The following is a 17,345-nucleotide window of genomic DNA, read 5'->3' as shown; positions in this document are numbered from 1 at the left end:
TCCCAATCTCGTTACACGAGCTGCTGTCCTGGAGCGCGGTCGATGTTTTCAAGCATGATCCCCGTTCCGAGCGCGACGCAGTCCATCGGATTTTCCGCAATAAACACCGGCACTTTCAGCTCTTCGGCGAGCAATTGGTCGATGCCGTGCAACAGCGCGCCGCCGCCCGTTAAAATGACGCCACGGTCAATAATATCAGCCGACAGTTCCGGCGGGGTGCGCTCTAGTACGCTTTTGGCAGCTTGTACAATCATCGCCACTGGCTCGCGCAGCGCCTTTTCAATTTCCGCGGAGCGGATCGCAATCGTGCGCGGCAGTCCTGTGACAAGGTCACGACCGCGAACTTCAATTTCTTCGTCACGTGCGCCTGGGAATACAGTTGCGACTTTGATCTTGATTTCTTCCGCGGTCCGTTCGCCGATGAGCAGCTTATATTCCCGTTTGATATAATTCAAAATTTCCATATCGAACTTGTCCCCAGCCATTTTAATGGAGGAGGCGGTGACAATGTCTCCCATGGAGAGAACCGCCACATCGGTCGTGCCACCGCCGATATCCACCACCATGTTTCCGCACGGCTGGAAAATGTCCATTCCTGCGCCAATGGCCGCTACTTTTGGCTCTTCCTCCAAGTACACTTTTTTGCCGCCGCTTTTTTCCGCTGCCTCTTTGATCGCTTTCCGTTCTACCGATGTCGTGTTGGTCGGGCAACAAATTAAAATGCGCGGTTTGGCGAAAAAGCCTTTGACATCGAGCTTGCTTAAAAAGTGTTTCAACATCGCTTCCGTAATGTCGAAATCAGCAATTACCCCGTCTTTGAGCGGCCGAATGGCAACGATATTCCCAGGAGTACGTCCTACCATTCGCCTTGCTTCTTCGCCGACAGCGAGCACCCTGTTCGTGTTTTTATCAATCGCGACGACGGACGGCTCATTGAGCACAATTCCTTTTCCTCTGACAAAAATGAGTACGTTCGCCGTGCCCAGGTCAATGCCAATATCTCTAGAAAACATATAGATCCTCCTTGCCTCTGCCCTCAAATTACTCCTAATTGATTATTTTACCATATTTGATTAGGAGAATGATACTATTTTTATCACAAAGGCAGACCGCAAGGAAAAAAAGTTAATTGTTTTTAACGGCTTGTTTTTTGTACTTTTTCTTCGTCGCTTCTCCTCCGCGTAAATGACGAATGGATTTATGATAATCGAGAATTTGTTTGACTTCCTGGGCCAGCTCCGGATTAATTTCCGGGAGCCGCTCGGTTAAATCTTTGTGAACTGTGCTTTTGGAAACACCGAACTCTTTCGCGATCACGCGAACGGTTTTCCTCGTCTCCACGATGTACTTTCCAATCTTGATCGTACGCTCTTTGATGTAATCGTGCACACCACTCGCCCTCCCTAAGTTGGATGTGAGGAGTGTGAAATGAGACTCGCCTCGTGGATGATGAAAACCACTTCTACTTGTGCATTTTGGAAACATCTCGAGCATGCATCCGTGCTGTTATGGAACGATCCCCACCTCAAACACTCTCGTTGTTGTTCAATTTGTAACATTTTATTAGACAAATCGGGCATATATACCAGAAATATCAAGGAGGACAAGGATTTTTTTCATAATTTTTTTGTTTCTTGTAACAAGATGAAAAATGGGAACGACTATAATAGAAAGGAGTGGACAACGTTGGGAAAAGGACGGATCATCGGGCTAATAGGCCTCGCTGTGGGGGTGACGGCAATCGGTATGCTTTTTTCGGGCAATGGAGAGGAACGGCCAAAGGCAAAAGATGATGTTTCACGAGCAAAATCGCAAGTAGAGCGAGGGATGATCGCCGGGGCGCTCGAACCGTCATTAACGTACGAGAAAAAAGATGGAAAATACGTCGTGACGTTTAAAGTAAAAAATCAAACCGAACGCATGCAGATAGTGACATTTACCAGCGGGAAAAAATATGATTACATTTTGTATCGTGACGGCAAAAAAGTGAAGCAGTTCAGCGAAGGAAAATTGTTTACGCAAATTTATGAAGAACGTCCGTTAAAACAAGGGGAAGCGCTCGTTTTTAAGGAAACGTTTACCGATTTGCCGCCGGGCCATTACACGCTCGAATGGTGGCTTGCGGATAAAAACTGGCCAAACGCGAAAGCGACGATTACGTTTACGGTCGAATAGACGCGCAAAAAACCTGCCCATTACAGGCAGGTTTTTCACTTACGTTGGCCTTCCCTAATGGAAGCGGGGGCTGATCATCCATCGCTTTCCGCTGGCAGCCGACAATTACCAAGCGGCGACAGCGCCGTCGGTGCGCGGCTCGGTTCCGCCGATCAGCACGCCTGAACGCGGGTCGCGCCAAATGATTTGTCCGCGCCCAAACGTGCCTGCATCGAGGGAAACGTGGATGTCGTGCCCTTTTCGCGCCAGCGCTTCGGCGATATGGCGCGGAAAATGCGGCTCGACGAGCACGTTTTTGCCTCCTGTCCATTGCCATCTTGGCGCATCGAGCGCGGCTTGCGGATTGAGATGGAAATCGATCGTGTTCATGATCACTTGCAAATGCCCTTGCGGCTGCATAAATCCACCCATGACGCCGAACGGTCCGACCGGCTCGCCGCCTTTTGTCAAAAATCCCGGAATGATCGTATGGTACGGTTTTTTCCTTGGTGCCAGCCGGTTGACATGATGTTCGTCAAACGCAAAGTTATGGCCGCGGTTTTGCAGGGCGATGCCGGTGCCTGGCACGACCAGGCCGGAGCCAAAGCCCATATAGTTGCTTTGAATAAACGAGACCATATTGCCTTCCCCGTCCGCCGTTGCTAAATATACGGTTCCTCCTTTTGGCGGCGTTCCCGGCGCCGGAAACAGCGCTTCTTCGCCAATCAGCGCTCGTCTCGTTTCGGCAAACGTCTCGGACAGCAATTCCTCGACGCGATGTTGCATACAACGGCGGTCCGCAATATACGCCTTCCCGTCGGCAAATGCCAGCTTCATCGCCTCGATTTGCTGGTGGTATGTTTCCACTGTCGGAACTTCCGGAACGGCGAATCCTTTCATGATATTGAGCGCCATTAAAGCGACAAGGCCTTGGCCGTTTGGCGGGATTTCCCACACGTCATAACCGCGGTAATGGACAGAGATCGGCTCGACCCATTCCGGCTCATACTCGGCTAAATCATCGAGATCTAAAAAACCGTTGTATTGTTTGGAATAGGCGGCGATTTTCTCGGCTAATTCGCCGCGGTAAAAGCTTTCCGCGTTCGTTTCGGCAATGAGGCGGAGCGTGTTGGCATGGTCTTGCGACGCCCATTTTTCGCCGATTTTCGGTGCGCGCCCGTTTGGCGCGAACGTTTCAAACCAGCTGGCAAACTCCGGACCTTTTAATGTTTTTTGATAGGTTTGAAAGGCAGCCTTCCAGTACTTCCCTAACGTCGGGGACACCGGATAGCCGTTTTCCGCATACTCGATTGCCGGTTTTAATACTTCCGTAAGCGGCAGCTTGCCAAACCGCTTGGACAGCGCCGCCCACGCTGCCGGCGCTCCGGGCACGGTGACCGGAATCCAGCCGTGTTTCGGTATTTCTTGATATCCCCGTTCTTTTACCGCCTCGATCGAGATCGACTTCGGCGAATGGCCGCTGGCGTTTAATCCGTACAGCTTGCCGTTCGTCCACACGATGGCAAACGCATCGCTGCCAATGCCGTTCGAGGTCGGCTCGACGACCGTCAGGCAGGCGGCGGTCGCAATCGCCGCGTCGATCGCGTTTCCGCCTTTTTTTAAGATGTCCAACCCGGCCTGGGCAGCGAGCGGCTGTGAGGTCGCCACCATGCCATTGGACGCGAATGTCGTCATCCGCTGCGACGGATATGGATAATATAAATAGTCCATCGTACTCCCCTCCTGATCCTCACTCTATCGCTAACTATTCGCTTTCCGAAATGTTTTTCCTTTTCTGTTTCCACAAAAAAATCGCTTGTCTCCTTCCGCGTAGTGAGAAGGAAACAAGCGATCGCTTGTTACGTTCTTGCCATCCCGATCGAGGCATCTGGCGTTTTGTAGGAAGAGGCATCATTTTGTTTTTCCTCGCTTGGTGTCGTGGTGCCTTCATCGGTTGATGGTGCCTCTTCATTGGATTTCATCTGTTGATCCGAGGATGGCTGTTGATTGGACTTCGTTTGGTCATCGGTGGATGTCGCGTTGTTTTGTTCGGATGTATTGGCATTTCCAGTTGCATTGTCATTTCCAGCTTTTTGTTCCGTCAGCGCCGTAAGCGGTTTGTCGATGTAGTCGATTGGATTAACCGGCTTGCTGTCCTTGCGGATTTCGAAGTGGGCGTGGATGCCAGCTTCTTGGTTGAATTGGCTTTGCCCCGCTTTGCCGATGATCTCTCCTTGTTTGACGCTGTCGCCCGCTTTTACTTTGACGTCGGCAAGCGATTGATAAACGGTGGTGACGCCATTTTCATGGTTGATTTCTACAACGTATCCTAAAATTGGGTCTTTTTCCGCTTTCGTGACCGTGCCGCTTAAAGAAGCGGTAACATCAAACGTTTTGCCGTCTTTGCGGATGATGTCAATTCCGCGGTTTGGATGATACGTATTATCATAAAAGACGAGAGCTGCTTCCTGTTCTTCTTGCGATGCTTTGTCATCGTAGAACGGTGTTTTAATCTCCACGGAATTTGGATCAAGGACTGGCATGGTGAATTTTTCTACCGCTTCGTTGACTGGAACAGCCGGCTCATTGTGTTGCGAAGTTCCGCTTTGGCTATATTCGGATTCATCTTTTCCTGTTTTTCCGTTATGCTTGTTTTGGAACCAAAGCGCTCCTGCTAAAATAAGAGCGGCGCAAGATAAATAAATAGCTGGAAATACCCAACGCTTTCTCCACCAACGCTGTAAACTTGGTTTTTTGATCAAATTTGGTTTCTTTTCTTCCTCTCTCATATTCATCACCTCAGCAACCATTTTGAACAGAAAGAGGAAAATATATACACGTAAAAACAACTTTTTTCATTTATTTTTTGAAAACATTTGTGATTTTATGCAAAAAAATAGAGACGGTTTCCGCCTCTATTTTTTTGCGGTCATCTTATTTAAAAACGCGGTCGCCGAAGAGATTTTCACTCCGCGGTAATAATATTTGACGATTTGGTCGTACGTCTTTCCTTCCTGCGCCATAAAATTGGCTCCGTACTGGCTCATGCCGACGCCATGGCCGTATCCTTTCGTCGTAATGATAATTTCATCGCCTTTGCGCACCCATGTAAAATCGGTCGAGGTTAAATCGAGCCTTTCGCGTATTTCTCTTCCTTTAAATTTTTTGCCGTTGATTTCGACGACATCGACACGTTTCCCCGGCGTGCGCGATAAAATGACGCCGACTGAACCGTCTTCCGGCAGTTTCACTCCTAGTTTGCGTTCAAATTCCGCCACCGACATGACCTTTTGGTGATAAAATTTCGGCGATTTTTTATCCCACGGGCTGGCTACGCTTTTTAAGTAAGGAAATTCGTTTTCCCAATATGCTTCCGAGTTTTCCGTATAGCCGTTGCTTGTCGAAAAAAACGACGCTTCGATCGGCTGGTTGTCATACGTTAAAATTTGTCCGCGCGTTTCTAGCACCGCTTTCGTAATCTTTTTTATTTTCCAGTCGTAGTCGCTGCCCCATAAACGTTTTAGTTCGTCATTGCTGTAGTAGACTTGATGCATCACCGTATCGGTCACATTCGCTCCCTTTGGCAAGCTGATCGGCTGGTCGTTTAACAGCTGTCTGACGATGTACGTTCTTGCCGTAAGCGCTTGTGCCTTTAATGCTTCGAGCTCGAATTCGGCCGGCATTTCCGCCGCAACGACGCCGATGACATACTGTTCGAGCGGAATATGATCAATGCGCTTTTGTTTGCTGCGATATACAGCGACTTCGACGGTCGGCCCGCTTTCAACTGTTTTGGGATGTTGCACCGTTTCTTGCTGGCGCAGCTCTTCTGTTAATGTTGCGACTGTCCCTTCATGGAATGGAAGGACTAATATCGTTGGAACGAGTAGTACGACGGCAAATAAACACGCAAGAAGTGCCATAAGTGGTTTTATCCGTTTCATATAGCCGAGCCTCCAACTATTCATTTTTCCAGCACAAGCGGACATCGTTCCCATCCAGGCGCGGTCCGAGATTCATGTTCGCCTTGGGAGTGCCTGCGTTTGCTTCTGTTCGTTATATAGTTATGGGCTCGGACAAGTATATATGACAACTTCTTTTAGCAGGGGCTTGTTTAGCAGAAAAAATAGAGGGCTGTTTCGATAGCCTCTCCTTTTTGTCGATGTATGTTTCGAATCGTCATCAAAAAAACAGAAAAACTATTTTATATGTACGGGGAAACACGGTGACAGGCGCTGCACCGAAAATATAAAAACGACCATTCACTACATGATGTAGCTAACGGTCGTTTTTTCGGCTTATACGTTCAAATCGTTTACTTTTGCTTCTTTGTGCGCCGCTTCCGCTTCTTCATTGACGCGTTCGATGTCGGCTCCAAGCGCTGCTAGTTTTTCATGGAAGCGGACATAACCGCGGTCGAGATGTCTTAATTCCGTTACGCGCGTATAGCCTTCCGCCGCCAAACCAGCTAAGATCAACGCCGCTGCGGCACGCAAATCGGTCGCCGCTACTTCCGCGCCTTGCAAATGACAAGGACCGTTAATAATGACAGAACGGCCTTCAATTTTAATGTCGGCATTCATACGGCGGAATTCTTCGACATGCATAAAGCGGTTTTCAAATACCGTTTCGGTCACCATGCTCGTGCCTTCCGCTTTCAAAAGCAATGCCATCATTTGCGATTGCATATCTGTCGGAAAGCCTGGATACGGCATCGTTTTAATGTCGACCGCTTTTAATTTTTCCGGTCCGATGACCCGTAATCCGTTTTCTTCTTCGATAATGGTGACACCCATTTCTTCCATTTTGGCAATGAGCGAACTCAAATGTTCCGGAACGGCACCTTGCACAAGGACGTTTCCACCGGTAATCGCCGCTGCTACCATAAACGTACCTGCTTCAATACGGTCCGGAATGACGGTATGTGTCGTACCGCTTAATTCGTCTACTCCTTCGATGCGAATCGTACCGGTTCCAGCCCCGCGCACTTTGGCGCCCATTGCGTTTAAAAAGTTGGCTAAATCGACAATTTCCGGCTCTTTGGCGCAGTTTTCAATGACGGTGGTGCCTTCTGCCAGCACGGCGGCCATCATAATATTTTCGGTCGCCCCAACGCTTGGGAAATCCAAATAAATTTTTGACCCAATCAATCTTCCTTTTACCTCGGCATCGATAAACCCGTTGCCTACTTTCACGGTCGCTCCCATCGCTTCGAATCCTTTTAAATGTTGGTCAATCGGACGCGAACCGATCGCACAGCCGCCAGGAAGCGCGACGCGGGCCCGGCCATTTCGCGCCAAAAGCGGGCCCATAACGAGCACCGATGCTCGCATTTTCCGCACATATTCAAACGGCGCTTCTACTTTCAATTCTTGTGTTGCATCCACCGTGATCGTATTTCCTTCTATGTTTACCTCTGCACCTAGATAGCGAAGCACTTCACTGATTGTATATACATCGGAAAGAGCAGGCACATCATGAATGACACTTTTTCCCTTTGTCGCTAATAATGTTGCAGCGATAACAGGCAAAACGGCATTTTTCGCTCCTTCTACTTTCACGGTGCCGCTCAACCGGTTTCCGCCACGGACGATAATCTTTTCCAAGGTATTCCCCTCCGCGTCCAATTTCTCTATATTAATATTCAATCGTAATGATTGGGGTTCCTACAACGACACTCGTCGTGCCGCCCAATCTCTTTCGTAGGGCTAGTTGTAAGTTCATTGGATGATCACTACTGGTTGGAAGAACGTTCTCCCACTGCCCAGTATATGCAGACAGGGAAACGAGTGACTCTTCCTGTAATGACTCAACTGGTTTTGCTTGAAATTCACGTAATAGATGTAAGGCGTAATCGAACAAACCACCTTTCATATTATCACTGAAATCGCCTTGAATACAAGTGAAAAATGTAGGTTGTTTCACAAATAGTTGATTCGACTTTTTCCCTATTTTTTCGACCACTTCTTTCCATATTTCGTCATTCCAATTTAGCCCTTTGACTTCATAGAGGATATACGTTTGTGGTTGGTTGTTTACGACCGTCATGATGAGCTGAATTTTTTCTTGAAAGAAGGGGTGTTGGTACGTGCCGGTTGCTTTTTTCAGATGGTGGTTTGTGTCGAAAGACCAACGAAACGCGCGGTTTGCTTTTTTTAATTCCGCCAGCTTTTTGAAGAATGCTGCATCATTTTCAATATCGTGGGCATACTCTCTTGTGTAAACGGTCCATTGTCGAATGGTAACGCCATGATTCTCGAGGACGTGCGCGATCGTTTTTAATGGCTGAAGCGACCCGTTCCCCATTGCTTCTCCCGATCGGTATTGACACATGGCAACGATGGCGAACAACGCCAATAAAAAAGTGAAGGCGTAAGCTTGTCTCTTTTTCATATCCGTTTCCCTTCCTCTCCTTACCTGTTATTGTTGCCAGATCGAAAGTGAACATACATAAAAAAAATCGACAAAATCAAAAATGTAAGCGTTATCAAACAAGACAAAAAAAGACGAGTAATGAAGTTTACTCGCCTCGGAAGAGAAACGGAAGTTGTGTCGACCATGATAAATAGTCGAGGAAAAAGTTAGCGACCGTCGAACCGATCGCAATCGTCAATAAAATGTAAAGCAGGCGTCCTTGAAAGACGCGATTTGGCTTGATCATCGCCTCGAGCCGCACCCCTTGCAGCGTCCACCACGTGACGGCAATAAAGGCGAGATGGACTACAATGCTCACTAGCGCCTGCTGGCCCAGCATTGGCATCATCGTTTTTCACCTCTTTCTGCCGCTAAATTGGCTGTTTGTTTAGCGGACTCATCATCATCGATAAAAAAGAAGGGGAAATCCCCCTTCTATTGTAACGTTATTGCAGGAAATCGCCAAAGTGCTGGAACTGGGCGAGAACATGGTACGCCAGACTCGGGACGATGCCGAACAACAGGGTGCCAAGCGCGCAAAGCACGACAGTAATCGCCAGTCCGACCGGCAGTTTGACCGATGCGGCTTCGCCGGCGGGGCGGAAGAAAATTTGCACAAACACTCCGAAATAGTAGACGTACGATATTACCGTGGTCGCGATCATCACCGTTGCGAGCACGTAATGGCCCGGCTCGGTCATCAGCGCGCCAAGGAAAATGTTCAGCTTGCCGATGAAACCGGCTGTACCCGGAATGCCGGCCAGCGACAGCAGGAAAATACCCATGGCCACCGCCAGCAGTGGATTGCGCCGATACAAGCCGGCAAAATGGCTGATATCGTCGGAATCCGCTTCATCGGCTATGCGCTGGATGACGGCAAACGCGCCAACATTCATCAGCACATAAGCGAGCAAATAAAACCAGATCGAGTCGAGCATCACCCAGGACATCGCGGCAAATCCGACAAGGAGATAGCCGGCGTGGGCGATGCTTGAATACGCAAACAAGCGCTTCACACTCCGCTGTCTTAACGCGACCGTATTGCCGATGATCATCGTCAGGCCGGCTAACACGGCGATATAATTTTGCATCGACAACAAAAGCGATGACGGATCTTTTCCGTGCGCCGGTGCCGCGGCAAAGATGGCGATAAACAACCGCAGCAGGATGACAAAACCGGCCGTCTTCGAAACGACGCTTAAAAAGGCGGCCACCGGTGTCGGCGCTCCTTGATAAACGTCCGGTGTCCACATATGGAACGGAACGGACGAAATTTTAAACGAAAGCCCGACAAGCAGCATCAGGAAAGCGAGTGCCAATAGGTATTGGTAGTTGCTGTCTGCCAGCTTCTGCACTTCGGCCGCCATTTCTTTCAAATTCGTCGTGCCGGTTAGGCCGAGAATATAGCTCATGCCAAACAGTGTGATCGCTGTCGCGATGCCGCCGTTAATGACATATTTCAGCGCCGACTCGTTCGCTTGCGCCGACGTTTTGCGGATTCCCGCCAAAATATACGAGGAAACGGATAACAGCTCCAAGCCGACAAACATCGTAATCAAATCTCCGCTCGAAGCCATGATCATCGCGCCAAGCAGCGCGCAAAGGAGCAAATAATAAAATTCCCCGCGATGCAAGAGCCCCTCTTTTGGGCGGTAATCGAGCGCAAGCAACAGGCAAAGCATTCCCCCGGCTAGCATCAGCAGCTTAAACGCTTTGCTGAAAGAATCGAGGTGGAACGTATCGTACAAAATCGACACTGGTTTTGCCGGAATGAGCCCTGCGGTCGCGATAAGCGCGAGGACAACGCCGACCACCGCGATCCACGCAAGCGGGCGCCGGTTTTTATCATTTGGCATCCATAAATCGGCCAGCGAGAGAATGAGCGCCGTGATCAAAATGATAAACTCCGGTGTCATCGTGCTCCAATTATATTGCAATAATGTATGCATGCTCATCTCTCTCACCCTCCTAACCCGTTCAACATCATTTCAATCGCCGCTTGCAATGGCTTCGCTAACATGTACGGATAAACGCCGACAGCGACAATGAGCGCGAGCAAAACGAACACCGGAACCGCTTCAACCGTGCTCATATCGAGCGCTTGTACGTCCTCGCGCATAGACGGGCCAAACGTCATATTCAATACGGCACGCAGCAAGTAAGCGGCGGCCATGATAATGCCAAGCGTGCCAATCGCGGCGACCACCGGTTTCGTTTGGAACAATCCTAGAAAGGCGGTAAATTCGCTGATAAATCCCGACATTCCCGGCAGACCGAGCGATGCCATCGCACCTGCGAGCAAACATCCCGCCGTCAGCGGCATCACTTTCGCAAGCCCGCCTAAACGATCGATCGTCGTCGTATTCGTCCGTTCGTATAAAATACTGACAAGCAGGAACATGAACGCGGCAATCAACCCGTGAGAAACCGCTTGGAAAATGGCGCCTTGCATTCCTGCTTCATTCAGTGCCCCCAGTCCGATCAATATAATCCCCATATGCGAAACGCTCGAATAAGCGAGCACCATTTTGAATTCCTTTTGCACGAACGCTAAAAATGCTCCATACAATAGATTGATGACCCCTAGCACGGCAATCCAAAAGGCGAAATGACGAAACTGATCAGGAAACAGTCCGATGCCAAAACGGATGAGACCGTAAGCCCCGATTTTTAACAGTACACCAGCGTGCAACATGACAATCGATGGCGGCGCCTCCACGTGGACGCGCAGCATCCAGCGGTGAAACGGAACGATCGGCAATTTGATGCCAAAGGCGATCAATAGCGCTACAAACAACCATAAACGCATCTCGCCGGAAATCGGCGCAATCAGCTGCGCTTGCGCCACCGGATTGTACAACATTTCTTTTAATAGCGCGAGATTCGACGTTCCGGCGCGGGCGAATAAAACAAGGATGACGATGAGTAAAATCGCTGAACCAAGACCGTTGTACAGCAAGTAGCTGTAGGCGGCGCGCTCCCGGTCAAACCCGCCCCATTTGCCGACTAAAAAGAACATCGGGACGAGCGTCATTTCCAAAAAGATAAAGAACAAAATCATATTTCCTGCCGCAAATACGCCAAGCATGCCGATCTCCAGCAAGAGAAAAAGCAGAAAATAGCCTTTCCATTCCTTTTTAATATGAATAGAAGCGGCGGCGGCAAGCGTCGCCAATAACGATGTCAACACGATCATCACGAGCGAAAAGCCATCGATATTCAGCTCATAGCGAATCAAGTATGTCGACTCCGTAAGAAACGGAAAATCGGCGAGGCGAACCCAGTCATGCTTTTCCGCCAAATGCTCGAGATGATAGCCTCGCAAATATTCCCAAAAGGCAAATAGCGATAAAAGAAGCGGCGGCAGCGTCGATAAAAAGCCGAACAGTTTGATCGTCCGCTCCTGCGTTTTTGGCACAAACGCAAGCAGAATCATGCCAAGCAGTGGGGAGAAGATTAAGAGTGACAGAAAATACGTTCCGTTCATTATAAGTACCCCCCTGTAAACGCGAGAATGACTACGAGAAGCGCAAGGCCGACGAACGTGACCGTGCCGTACGTTTGCACTTGCCCGTTTTGCATGCGCGACCCGAGCGATGCGACCGTATGGACTGCCGCGGTGATGAAACGGGCAATCCCTTCGACGACAAAGCGGTCGATATACGAGAATAATAGACTGATTGCTGTCGCCGCGTAGCCAACAGTGTGCATATACAATTCATCGATGTAATACTTATTCCACAGCAAATGGTACGTATGCGGAATGCGCGAACTGAGCCAATCCCGCGCAAGCGATCGTTTTCCGTACATGAGCCACGCCAAGAAAATGCCGAGCAAGGAAACTGCCGTCGCCACCACCATAATCCATCCTGGCGCTGTTTCATGCGCATAAGCGCCGTCTGTCAACCAATCGCCAAGAAAGGTGCCAAACCAAGGGGTATGAAGGTATCCAGCAAAAACGGCGAGCACGGCGAGCACGATCATCGGCAGCGTCATCACTGCCGGCGCTTCATGAACGTCTTTTGCCTCATGCCGCTCTTCCCCGCCAAAGACGAGGAAAAAGAGGCGGAACATGTAAAACGAGGTGAAAAAGGCGGTCACTACCGCGATCCAGAACAAGACGACATGCCCGTGCGTCCAGGCGGCAGCCAAAATTTCGTCTTTGCTGAAAAATCCGGAGAAGAGCGGGACGCCGCTAATCGCTAACGTGCCGATGAGAAACAGCGGTGCGGTGAGCGGCATTTTCCGCCAAAGCCCGCCCATTTTTTCAATGTCTTGCGTATGGACGGCATGAATGACGCTTCCCGCCGCTAAAAACAAGAGCGCTTTAAAAAACGCGTGGGTCGTTAAATGAAAGATGCCTGCCACATAACTGCCGGAGCCAAGCGCCAGCATCATGTAACCGAGCTGGCTCACCGTCGAATAGGCGAGCACCCGTTTAATGTCGGTTTGCACCAGGCCAATCGTGGCGGCAAAAATCGCCGTAAATCCCCCGACCACGGCCACCGTCATCATTGCCGTTTTGCTCGCTTCATATAGCGGGAACAAGGCGGCGACTAAATATACCCCGGCGGCGACCATCGTGGCGGCGTGAATTAATGCCGACACCGGCGTCGGGCCTTCCATTGCGTCCGGCAGCCACGTATGGAGCGGAAACTGGCCCGATTTTCCGATGGCGCCGATGAAAATCAAGATCGCCGTTAATGTCACCATCGTCTGCGACAGCGTGCCGTTTCTTGCTGCTTGGAAAATATCATCGTATGCAAAGCTGCCAACTTGCCAGAATAATAGAATCATGCCGATGAAAAAGCCGACGTCGCCGATGCGCGTCATGATAAACGCTTTTTTGGCGGCTGCCTTTGCTTCTTCTTTATAGAAATAAAATCCGATTAATAGAAACGAGCCGAGGCCGACGAGTTCCCAAAAAATATACGTCTGCAGCAAATTCGGCGAAAGCACCAGGCCAAGCATCGCAAAAGTGAACAGCCCTAAATACGCATAGAAAACGGAAAACCGCTCATCCCCATGCATATACCCTTTCGAATAGATATGTACGAGAAAGCTAACGAGAGAAACAATGACGAGCATCCATGCGTTTAGCGCCGTCACCTCAAACCCTGCCGTTAATTTGATTCTGCCGACGGTCAGCCATACATGTTCGGCTTTGTACGTCGAACCGCCGATCCGGTCAAACAGCACGGCGAGCGAGACGAGGAAGGAAAAAAGCGTCATGAGGATGCCAACGTATGCACTCGTTTCTTTCATTTTCTTCCCTATGGCCAACAGGGAGAAAAAAGAAAATAGCGGAAAAAGCGGTACGATCCAGGCTATTTCCATCATGGTATCACAGTCCCCTTTTATGAAGAGCTTTTTTCGGCAAAAGCTCTTTTCATTTTCCATCCTAATTCATCAATGCTTCAGCGAATCGATCTCATCGATATGCACCGTTTTGCGGTTGCGGTAAAGCGCCATTAACACCGCCAGGCCCACAGCCGCTTCGGCAGCCGCCACCGCAATGGTAAACAGCGCGAAAATCTGCCCGGTAATGCCGGGATGGGCTCCGTATTTGGCAAACGCCACTAAGTTAATATTGACCGCATTCAGCATCAATTCAATGCAAATAAGGACAATGACGGTGTTTCGTTTCGTCAGCGCACCGTACAGCCCGATGCAAAATAAAATGAGCGCTAGCACAAGATACGCGGATAAAGAAACGGAGCTCATGGTTTTGGTGCCCCCTCATCATCTTTTTTCGCCAGAATAATCGCCCCAACAAGCGCGACAAGCAAAATCACGGACGCAATTTCAAACGGGATCGCATAATGGGAATATAGCGCCATACCGATTTGCTCCGTATTGTTTTCATGAAGGTGGACGGTTTCCTCGCCAAAATCAAGGTGATAAACACCGAGATAAACGGCGATGCCAAAGGCAAAGACGGCGATGGCGGTAAGCGCTTTGCGCCAAAATCCGCCCGTTGTCGTTTTTTCTCCCTCTTCCTCCTGATGGCGCGTCAGCATGATGCCAAACAGCATCATAATGGTGACGGCCCCGGAGTAAATGAGCACTTGCACGACAGCGACAAACTCCGCCGATAACAGCACATACAGCCCCGCGATGCTGATGAAGGTGAATACGAGCGCGATAACCATATGAACGACTTTCGTTAAGTTGAGCATCAACACCCCGCCGGTAATGGCAACGAGGGCGAGCGCTAAAAAGGCGAGATATTCTCCGCTCACGGCTTATTCTCCTTTCGGACGTTGGTATCATTCTCATCGAGCCATGCCAAATCTTTATAAAGCGCATCGCGGCTGTATTCGGCCAGCTCGAAATTGTTGGTCATGACAATCGCTTCTGTCGGACATACTTCGGTGCACAAGTCACATAAAATGCAGATTTCAAAGTTAATGCTGTACGTATCGATGATTTTCCCTTTTTTCGTCGGATCCGGATGCTTTTTCCCTGTCAGCTGAATACAGTCCGTCGGACAAATATTGGCACATTGGTTGCAGACGATGCACTTTTCCGGATAAAATTTTTGAATGCCGCGGAAACGGTCCGGAAGCGGAAGCGGTTCGTTTGGATAGTCGTATGTGACTTTCTCCCGCGCCAAATGTTTCAACGTATACGCCAAGCCTTTTGCCAGCCCTTTCATGCCTGTCACCCCATTCCATTAGAAAAATAGTCCTTTTACCAGCGCCGTCACAAAGATGTTGGCGAGCGCGACCGGAAACAATACCTTCCAGCCTAATTCCATGAGCTGATCGGCCCTTAAGCGCGGGAACGTGGCGCGGAACCAAATGAGAACAAATACAACGACGCTGAATTTGAGCGCAAACCACACCGGTCCCGGAATAAAATCGAGAAACATGACGGGATGCCATCCACCTAAAAATAATATCGTTGTGAGCGCTGCCATCGCAAACATATATACATACTCGGCAAGCATAAAGAACGCCCAACGGAAACCGGAATACTCGACGTGGAATCCGGCGACCAGTTCGGACTCCGCTTCTGGCAAGTCGAACGGTGTGCGGTTTAACTCGGAAACGGCCGCGACGAGAAACACGATAAAGGCGATTGGCTGGATAAAAATATACCATACATGTTTCTGTGCTTCGACAATATCGTTCAAGTTTAAACTTCCCGTCAGCAACACGATGCCAAGCACCGACATGACGAGTGGAATTTCGTAGGAGATCATTTGCGCCGCCGCGCGCATGCCGCCGATGAGCGCGTATTTATTGTTCGAGGCCCATCCGCCGGTGACGACACCGATCGTCGTCAGTCCCGAAACGGCGATATAATAAAGCAGCCCGACGCCGATATCTGCAAGCCGAAACGCATCGGTAAACGGCAGCACCGCCAATACCATAAACGCCGGCGCAAAGGCAAAGATCGGCGCCAAAATGAACAATGGACGGTCCGCCGCTTTCGGAATCGTATCTTCTTTTAGCAACAGCTTCAACACATCCGCTACCGTTTGCAATAGTCCCCAACGGCCCCCGACTTGGTTCGGACCATAACGGCCTTGCATAAAGCCCATCACTTTCCGCTCGGCCAAAATGCCGTATGTCACAAAGGCAAGCACCATCAATAGCAGCGCGGCGCCAAGCCCAAAAAAGATTGCCACGTTCGTCCAGCTTGGGACGGAATGCAACAGTTGTTCCATTATCCGTCGACCTCCCCGAGCACGATATCAATCGAGCCAAGAATGGCAATGACGTTCGCGATATTTTCGCCTTTCAGCAGCTTCGGAAGTATTTGCAAATTGTAAAACGACGGCCGACGGAATTTGAGGCGGTAAGGCTCTTTTTTGCCGTCGCTGGCGATATAGCAGCCGATTTCGCCGCGCGGCGATTCAATTCGGACGAACGTTTCCCCCGGCGGCGCTTTAATGATGCGCGGGACTTTTCCCATAATTTCCCCGCCTTTTGGAAATTGCTCACATGCTTGCTCAATAATTTTCAATGATTGTTCGATTTCTGCCAAACGGCATTGATAGCGGGCAAAACAGTCTCCTTCCTCGGCGACAGGGATGTCGAAATCGAAGCGGTCATAAATGGAGTACGGCTCGTTTTTCCGCAAGTCCCATTTGACGCCGGTGCAGCGCAAGTTTACGCCGCTTAATGAATAGTCGAGCGCGTCTTCTTTCGTATATTTGCCGACGCCGATGACGCGGTAGCGGAAAATTTCGTTGCCCGTCACCAGGTCGTGGTAGCCGGCAAGCTTGTCGCGCATATACGGGACGAACTGCTTCACTTTTTCGATCCATCCGTCCGGCGCATCCCATTTCACGCCGCCGATGCGCATATAGTTGAAGGTCAAACGCGCTCCCGACAGTTCGTTTAATAGATTAATAATCATTTCCCGCTCGCGGAACGCATACAAAAACGGACCGGTTGCGCCAAGGTCGAGCAAATACGTCCCCCACCAGACAAGATGGCTGGCGATTCTCCCAAGCTCCATCGCCAAAACACGCAAATATTCTGCCCTTTCCGGAACTTCGATGCCCATCATCGTTTCGACGGCATGGCAAATGACATAGTTATTCGTCATCGCCGACAAATAGTCCATCCGGTCGGTATACGGGATGATTTGCGTGTATTGCAGGCCTTCTGCCAACTTTTCCGTTCCGCGGTGGAGGTAGCCGATGACCGGCGTCGCTTCTTGAATGATCTCGCCATCCACTTTTAAGATGAGGCGGAAAACCCCGTGTGTGCTTGGGTGCTGCGGTCCTACGTTTAAAATCATTTCTTCCGTTCGAAGCATTG

17 protein-coding genes are annotated in these 17,345 nt (G+C 49.8%); 1 reads left to right on the top strand and 16 read right to left on the bottom strand.

Annotated elements, in window-relative coordinates; translation table 11 throughout:
* Positions 1-11 precede the first annotated feature (11 nt).
* Both mreB and spoIIID read right to left on the bottom strand, forming a co-directional pair.
* Complete coding sequence (gene mreB / locus BDD39_RS02170) at positions 12-1,013, bottom strand: rod shape-determining protein (protein ID WP_166907741.1); 1,002 nt, start codon at positions 1,011-1,013, stop codon at positions 12-14.
* Between the two features lie 112 nt (positions 1,014-1,125).
* Positions 1,126-1,389, bottom strand: a complete 264-nt coding sequence (gene spoIIID, locus BDD39_RS02165) for a sporulation transcriptional regulator SpoIIID (RefSeq protein ID WP_008880665.1) — start codon at positions 1,387-1,389, stop codon at positions 1,126-1,128.
* Between the two features lie 297 nt (positions 1,390-1,686).
* On the opposite strand from spoIIID, the gene BDD39_RS02160 reads away from it, so the two are divergent.
* Entirely contained in the window at positions 1,687-2,175 is a 489-nt protein-coding gene (locus BDD39_RS02160) for a BsuPI-related putative proteinase inhibitor (protein WP_166907739.1), read from the top strand.
* A 105-nt stretch (positions 2,176-2,280) separates the two neighbouring features.
* Here the strand turns inward: BDD39_RS02160 and BDD39_RS02155 are convergent, their stop codons facing one another.
* The 14 genes from BDD39_RS02155 to BDD39_RS02090 all read right to left on the bottom strand — a co-directional run bounded on the left by BDD39_RS02155 (position 2,281) and on the right by BDD39_RS02090 (position 17,343).
* Positions 2,281-3,885, bottom strand: a complete 1,605-nt coding sequence (locus BDD39_RS02155; protein WP_166907737.1) for a gamma-glutamyltransferase family protein — start codon at positions 3,883-3,885, stop codon at positions 2,281-2,283.
* Positions 3,886-4,013: 128 nt separating this feature from the next.
* Positions 4,014-4,943 carry a stage II sporulation protein SpoIIQ gene (spoIIQ, locus tag BDD39_RS02150; protein WP_166907735.1) on the bottom strand — a complete coding sequence of 310 codons (930 nt, stop codon included), beginning with the start codon at positions 4,941-4,943 and terminating at the stop codon, positions 4,014-4,016.
* 126 nt (positions 4,944-5,069) lie between these two features.
* The gene (spoIID, locus tag BDD39_RS02145; RefSeq protein WP_166907733.1) at positions 5,070-6,098 is read right to left on the bottom strand and encodes a stage II sporulation protein D; all 1,029 of its coding nucleotides are present in this window, start codon (positions 6,096-6,098) and stop codon (positions 5,070-5,072) included.
* Between the two features lie 354 nt (positions 6,099-6,452).
* Positions 6,453-7,760 carry a UDP-N-acetylglucosamine 1-carboxyvinyltransferase gene (gene murA / locus BDD39_RS02140; RefSeq protein WP_166907731.1) on the bottom strand — a complete coding sequence of 436 codons (1,308 nt, stop codon included), beginning with the start codon at positions 7,758-7,760 and terminating at the stop codon, positions 6,453-6,455.
* A 31-nt stretch (positions 7,761-7,791) separates the two neighbouring features.
* Entirely contained in the window at positions 7,792-8,547 is a 756-nt protein-coding gene (locus tag BDD39_RS02135; RefSeq protein ID WP_166907729.1) for a YwmB family TATA-box binding protein, read from the bottom strand.
* 127 nt (positions 8,548-8,674) lie between these two features.
* Complete coding sequence (locus BDD39_RS02130; RefSeq protein ID WP_166907727.1) at positions 8,675-8,917, bottom strand: DUF1146 family protein; 243 nt, start codon at positions 8,915-8,917, stop codon at positions 8,675-8,677.
* Positions 8,918-9,014: 97 nt separating this feature from the next.
* The gene (nuoN, locus tag BDD39_RS02125) at positions 9,015-10,523 is read right to left on the bottom strand and encodes an NADH-quinone oxidoreductase subunit NuoN (protein ID WP_166907725.1); all 1,509 of its coding nucleotides are present in this window, start codon (positions 10,521-10,523) and stop codon (positions 9,015-9,017) included.
* A 5-nt stretch (positions 10,524-10,528) separates the two neighbouring features.
* Entirely contained in the window at positions 10,529-12,055 is a 1,527-nt protein-coding gene (locus BDD39_RS02120) for an NADH-quinone oxidoreductase subunit M (protein WP_166907723.1), read from the bottom strand.
* Positions 12,055-13,908: an NADH-quinone oxidoreductase subunit L gene (gene nuoL, locus BDD39_RS02115; RefSeq protein ID WP_166907721.1), complete on the bottom strand. Its 1,854-nt coding sequence runs from the start codon at positions 13,906-13,908 to the stop codon at positions 12,055-12,057. The genes BDD39_RS02120 and nuoL overlap by 1 nt, the downstream gene beginning before the upstream one ends.
* Positions 13,909-13,977: 69 nt before the next feature.
* Positions 13,978-14,292: an NADH-quinone oxidoreductase subunit NuoK gene (gene nuoK, locus BDD39_RS02110; protein WP_166907719.1), complete on the bottom strand. Its 315-nt coding sequence runs from the start codon at positions 14,290-14,292 to the stop codon at positions 13,978-13,980.
* Positions 14,289-14,810, bottom strand: coding sequence for an NADH-quinone oxidoreductase subunit J (locus tag BDD39_RS02105; protein ID WP_166907717.1), 522 nt, complete (start codon positions 14,808-14,810; stop codon positions 14,289-14,291). Before BDD39_RS02105 ends, nuoK begins: the two co-directional genes overlap by 4 nt.
* Positions 14,807-15,226 (bottom strand): NADH-quinone oxidoreductase subunit NuoI, encoded by a 420-nt coding sequence (gene nuoI / locus BDD39_RS02100; protein ID WP_166907714.1) that lies wholly within the window; start codon positions 15,224-15,226, stop codon positions 14,807-14,809. The genes BDD39_RS02105 and nuoI overlap by 4 nt, the downstream gene beginning before the upstream one ends.
* An 18-nt stretch (positions 15,227-15,244) precedes the next feature.
* Positions 15,245-16,243 (bottom strand): NADH-quinone oxidoreductase subunit NuoH, encoded by a 999-nt coding sequence (gene nuoH / locus BDD39_RS02095; RefSeq protein ID WP_208404318.1) that lies wholly within the window; start codon positions 16,241-16,243, stop codon positions 15,245-15,247.
* Positions 16,243-17,343, bottom strand: a complete 1,101-nt coding sequence (locus tag BDD39_RS02090) for an NADH-quinone oxidoreductase subunit D (RefSeq protein ID WP_166907712.1) — start codon at positions 17,341-17,343, stop codon at positions 16,243-16,245. Before BDD39_RS02090 ends, nuoH begins: the two co-directional genes overlap by 1 nt.
* Positions 17,344-17,345: the final 2 nt, after the last annotated feature.

The organism is Saccharococcus thermophilus, assembly GCF_011761475.1.
GTDB classification, from domain to species: Bacteria; Bacillota; Bacilli; order Bacillales; family Anoxybacillaceae; genus Saccharococcus; species Saccharococcus thermophilus.
Note: the sequence above shows the minus strand (reverse complement) of the source record. Positions and strands in the feature narration are given on the sequence as shown.